Origin of the sequence: Paenibacillus sp. AR247, from assembly GCF_002968895.1 — a bacterium.
Taxonomy (GTDB): Bacteria; Bacillota; Bacilli; order Paenibacillales; family Paenibacillaceae; genus Paenibacillus_AQ; species Paenibacillus_AQ favisporus.
Map to the genome: position 1 here is coordinate 2,159,751 of NZ_PCZT01000009.1, position 5,190 is coordinate 2,164,940.

A 5,190-nucleotide genomic window follows, 5' to 3' on the forward strand; every position below is an offset into this window, starting at 1 on the left:
TTATCACCCTGTTCATTCACCTAATTTACAGCCTGAGTTACATCGCCCATGGTACAGTTGTCAGGAATATTCTCCGAGCAGGCACCTGGAATCTCATGTTGCTTCTTATTGGACAATGTATTTTCAACCCGTCCCCGATAAGCAAATCCACTGGATCATACCGGACGGCTGCATAGATATCGTCATTAATCTTTATTCCCCGTCCAGCCGGAAGGCCGCCCATGTTACTGGGTTGACAACTCGTTCAGAAGTGCTGCACTTTTCGGAAGCTCGTTCGTTATTCGGTATTAGGATCTATTCGGAAGCGGCCCGGACCATTTTAAAGTTCCCCCTTTCGATGTTTCAGGGACAACGTGTTTTTCTGGAAGATGTTTGGGGTTTTGAAGGGTTGTATTGGGTCGAACAAATCCTCACTGCGGAGACAACCCCGGACATCCTTGCGATTGCCGATCGTCAATTAAGCAAAGTGTTAGCAGAGAGTAATGCGGTTACTCTCCCTTTGGTGTCTCAAAGTATGCAGATTATTTATCATAATAAAGGAAATCTATCTGTTACGGATTTAGCCGAGCAGGCTCACTGCAGTGAAAGGCATCTCAGAAGGAGCTTCAAACAGGAATTGGGGTTAAGCCCTAAGGAGATGCTGGGAATCATCCGATTTCAAAGCACACTGAAAGAGTTCTATAAGAAAAACTACTCCAGTTTGACGGATCTTGCGCTTCTTTCTGGCTATTACGACCAATCCCATTTTACGAATTCCTTTCCACGCTATTTCGGATTGCCTGTTAGACACTTAACAAGATCGTGAAAGAAGTCCGTTTTTTCCTATTTGACGGCCGATCGTACGGATACAATGATGACGTAACATGAATTCATACGATGGGAGCTGGAAAGCATGGCTATTAAGCTGAAGAGAATTGGAATTTTCGTGGAAGAGATGAAACGGGCTTTGGATTTCTATCGGCTCTTGGGATTTGAAATACCGGCGAGTGCGAACGACGAACAGCATGTTGAAGTGGAATGCAACGGATTGATCTTGGCTTTCGATACGAGGGAAACGGTGCAGACGATTCTGGGCAGCTTACAGGAGCCGATTGGAAATCGAATGGAGATTGCTTTCCATTTAGACAGCCGTGAAACGCTGGATGAATCGTATCGCCGATTGACAGCGCAAGGATATACTCGGCAGCTTGAGCCGAGCGATACGCCTTGGGGCGAGCGCTATGCTATTATAAAGGACCCCGACGGCAATTTGGTTAGTCTCGTCGCTTGATTCCTGATGGAGTGGAAGGACTGGCCTAATAGTATTTGAGATTGACGGAATTTAGTAAAGGGCTGAAATTTTTCAGCCCTTTTTCATCATGCTGCAGCTGTGCAGCTTTTCAAGTTGAATGTTGTTGTCTTCGTTACCCGCTGCAATCGACCAATGGTGTCCGCTTTGGTGCTGCCTCATGAACCGGAACCGATCCTCGAACGTGGACATGATCCTGATCCAGCTCATACGCCAGCGCGGCGGCCGTATGCAAAAATTTATATAAAAGCAAGAGACGGCGGTTACGCGATCCTCCCGGTGGATTTCGTCCGACCAGTCGATAAAGCACCACATGCCGTCCCGATCTGCATTGGCAAACAATCCGGCGTCATCTTCCTGCTCCGTAAACCACGCGGCGAGCTTCACGATATGCGGCCATAATTCCTCTAAAAAAGCTCGATCCTTCGTATAATCGTAATATTCGGCTACACCAAACAGCCAATGCGCGCAAAAATCGGGCAGCAAATAGGCGTTCCGCTGCGGTCCGGTGCCGGGTATGGAACCGTCGGCGTTTTGTATTTTCGCCGCCTGCAGCAATGACTTCCGGACGAGCCGAGGATCGTTGAACGTTTGGTAGACCACTTTGGCCATGACAACCGAGTCGGCCACCCACAGCGCACCTTCGCGATAAGGGCAATCCTCAAAATGGTTCTGGCTGTTGACCATGGTCGTATACCGGCCGACTTCCCAAATCCGGTTCAGCTTATCATCGCTGCTGTGGAAATGTCCCCCGTCCTTGTACGGATAATGAACAAAACGGACTCGAAGGTCACACATACGCAGGGGAACGGGCGTCGCCATGACCCCAACCTTAAGATAGCGAAATGCACGCCTTCCAAACGGAGTGATCTTGTTTACGCCTTTGCGGAGGAGGTACGTATCCCTCAAATCCAATTCCAGCGACTCCCCATAAAACAGCTGCAGAACCCCGCCTTCCTCAGCAATGACTTCAAGCTCCGGATAGCCGACGATCTCAGCTCCAAAGTCATAGGTAATCTGGGGAAAAGAGCCGGGAATCGAAGCGTCCATGACCACTGGTTCCCTTCCTTCCGCCGTGTCAGCAGCTAATTGCGCTTCCGGGGCTTGGATGAACCCAAGTAACGATTCAGCCGATACAACTCTTACCGGGGATACCAAGTCTTCCTGCAGGTACGGAATATCGCGCGCGACCAAGCGGGGCCAGGGGGAATCCTCCTGCTCTGCTGCTGCGATCACCTCGGCGGGCGGCCAGGAGGAATCGTCATAATCATCGCATTCCCAGCCGTCTTCCCGGGACACATCCATCAGCTCCCGGTATCCGCCCCACATGTGGAGGCGGCTTACTCCCGTTTTCCACCGGGGGGACCGCCTGCATTTCCATTCGGAGCTGCTGGCAACCGTCAGCAGGCCTGCCCCTTGGTCGTCAGCGCCGTATACATCGAGCTGGCATATCAATCCGCCGGGCCCCTGCAGCTGCTCGGTGACGATTCTGTCCTTACCAAAATTGTGTGCGGCCACCGCAATGCAGTTCCGGCCGTTCCGGAGCAGTGCAGCAACGTCGTGCGTATCGAAAGACATCCATAACAAGTCGGATGGCGCGGGGCCTCTGCCCGCCTCGATGCCGTTAATATACAGCTTATAGGATTGGTTGGCGGAAATCCGTACGAACGCTTTTGTAAAGGGTATTGTCAGTTCAAAAGATTGGCGGGCTTCCACATATACGTTATTCTCATTCCCCGTTCCCTCGGCCCAAATCCATTCCGCTTCCCAGCTTGGTCTATTCATCGCTTTACCTCCAGCTTGTGCTGATCTCGAGTTTCAGAAAATGAGTGCTTATGAATTATGATTCGTCGACCGATTTGTACACAAAGTTCAATCTTCCTTCCGGCGCCGTGTCGCCGTGCAGATAGAAGTCTGAGATATCCCCTTCGTTCTGCATATTGTCCATCCACTTGAACTCGATCCATATTCCTTTCGCACGGTCCTCCGGAGCTTCATCCTCCCGAAGCAGTGCGAGCGGGATTTCAACATACATTTCATTCCCCGAAACGAAATAGCGGATCTCTGCCGACGCTTTCCAGTTCCAACCCCCTGTGCTGTGTTCCATCAGCGCCTTGGAACGGTCTATGACTGTCCTGTTCACAACGTAATTGTACCCCTCCCATCCCGGGCTACGTAGTCTCCGGTTACGAATGAGCAGCATCATCCAGTGACGGTCTGTATAGGGTGTAATGGGATCTTTCGTTTTTGCGTAAAAATAAAGACAGTGATCCGTATGTGCGGCTTTCAGGGTAACCAAATCATTTCTGCCCGTGTCTTGAAAATAACGAAAACTTCCATATCCGGCATGATCCCGGCCCATCGTATCCCCTTCAAAGTCCCTGTACAGCTCCGGTACAGACGGCCATGCCGTAAAGTCCGGCTCTGCAGCCAGGAAGGTTCCGCTGTCCACCGGTTCGGACATGCCCTTGTAGCGGCGGATATCACCGATCAGCTGCATATAATAATGGTCTTGATACCCGCCCTTCATCGGCTCGATATCCCGGCTGAATGCAAGCGTAGCTTGATCAACGAACAAAACGGGCCGATCCGGCGTTCCCTGCAAGCGCATGGCGATCCACTCATTCCAGCCCGTAACGAAAATGATCTGCGGGTCCTCTGCAATAGCAAACTCCCATTGTTCGGCGATATTCATGCCCCGATGAATGGATTCGGACAGATCAGCCTCCGGTTTCTCCATCCCTTTGTGATAACTTCTCCCCCAATTGTTCCCATATCCGTAAAAGGGCGTATCGCTCATGGCTACACTGGGATGCTGCGCAACGGAAACGCTGATGACTTCCTTCTCCCCTTCATCATTAAAAAACACCCGCTGCGGCCGCTGAAATTCGATCCATGGAAATCCGTTTATCTTCGCTTCTTCGTCTGGCCATTGATTCCGGCGAAAGGTGAAAAAGACCCGCTGTTCCTCCGTGCATTCTGCCGGATCTCCAATGATCAAAGGTTTGCCTTTCCAGTGAAACCATAGATGCTTATAGCGCCCCGGTTTGTATATATCTTCGTACAATTCCGCAATCGTTGTTCCTGAATCCGTGTTCGTGTAAAAGGCAAACTGCGGTACGGTAAAGCCTTGTCCCCATACCTCGTCCAGCACCTGGAACAATACGTCGTATACCTTCTTGTACGTAACGGCATTGGTCGTGTCAAACACAATAAAATCCACGCCCGCACTGGTCAGAAGCTGCACGTGTTTGCGAAGCACCCAGGCATCGTTATTCAGATAATAGCCATACAAAGGCTCGCCCCAGAAGTGAAATGCATTCTCCGGCCCCCAGGCCGGGTGGGCTGGATCCCGGACCGCTTCGGGATATTGGGCGAGAATTTCGCTGTTATCAAAAGGGCCTGACGTTCCGTGCTGCCCCAGCCACAGAAAGTAAAATAAACCTACGTACCTTCCTTCGCGCCTCGGCCCCGTTTCTGCCCGCGTTGGAAGCTCCCTTCCCAACCCATCAATGCCTCCCCATTGATCGGCGTGCGTTCGACTCACATGATTCCGCATCCTTTCTGCTCCTCCCAACGGACCCGTGTCACACATAGGCGGCTCGACCTCCATTAACGAATATCGTAAGCACTTATTTCTCGAATTAAGTATTCTTATTAATTATATAATATACTTTGTTTGTAGCCATTTACAACTAAATATACATTGAATGAAGCGATACCAAAACTTAAATACTGCTCTTTTTAATTGTAGCTGGTTCAGATTAAGGATAACTGCTCGATATCACAAAAAAGAAACTGCGGCACTCCTACCGAGCACCACAGTCATTTCTTATATAAGTTGAGAAAATTTAGTAATGGATGATGGGAGGCAAGTACGTAAAATAGTCCCTACGATCGCT

The 5,190-nt window shown here is 50.3% G+C and carries 4 protein-coding genes; 2 read left to right on the plus strand and 2 right to left on the minus strand.

Going from position 1 to position 5,190, the window contains the following annotated elements; genetic code table 11:
• Nucleotides 1-805, plus strand: an 805-nt coding sequence (locus CPT76_RS18645) for a helix-turn-helix transcriptional regulator (protein ID WP_181152917.1), incomplete at its 5' end; no start/stop codon positions are given.
• Between the two features lie 87 nt (nucleotides 806-892).
• The gene (locus CPT76_RS18650) at nucleotides 893-1,270 is read left to right on the plus strand and encodes a VOC family protein (RefSeq protein ID WP_105443894.1); all 378 of its coding nucleotides are present in this window, start codon (nucleotides 893-895) and stop codon (nucleotides 1,268-1,270) included.
• Between the two features lie 72 nt (nucleotides 1,271-1,342).
• Here the strand turns inward: CPT76_RS18650 and CPT76_RS18655 are convergent, their stop codons facing one another.
• Together CPT76_RS18655 and CPT76_RS18660 are read right to left on the minus strand one after the other, a co-directional pair.
• Complete coding sequence (locus CPT76_RS18655) at nucleotides 1,343-3,073, minus strand: alpha-L-rhamnosidase-related protein (protein ID WP_105443895.1); 1,731 nt, start codon at nucleotides 3,071-3,073, stop codon at nucleotides 1,343-1,345.
• A gap of 55 nt (nucleotides 3,074-3,128) precedes the next feature.
• On the minus strand, nucleotides 3,129-4,835 hold the full coding sequence (locus tag CPT76_RS18660) for a hypothetical protein (RefSeq protein WP_146116274.1): 1,707 nt from the start codon (nucleotides 4,833-4,835) through the stop codon (nucleotides 3,129-3,131).
• Nucleotides 4,836-5,190: the final 355 nt, after the last annotated feature.

Bases quoted from the DNA above. Each gene is read 5' to 3' on its own strand.
- CPT76_RS18655 (WP_105443895.1), bottom strand. From the start codon at position 3,073: ATGAATAGACCAAGCTGGGAAGCGGAATGGATTTGGGCCGAGGGAACG.
- CPT76_RS18650 (WP_105443894.1), top strand. From the start codon at position 893: ATGGCTATTAAGCTGAAGAGAATTGGAATTTTCGTGGAAGAGATGAAA.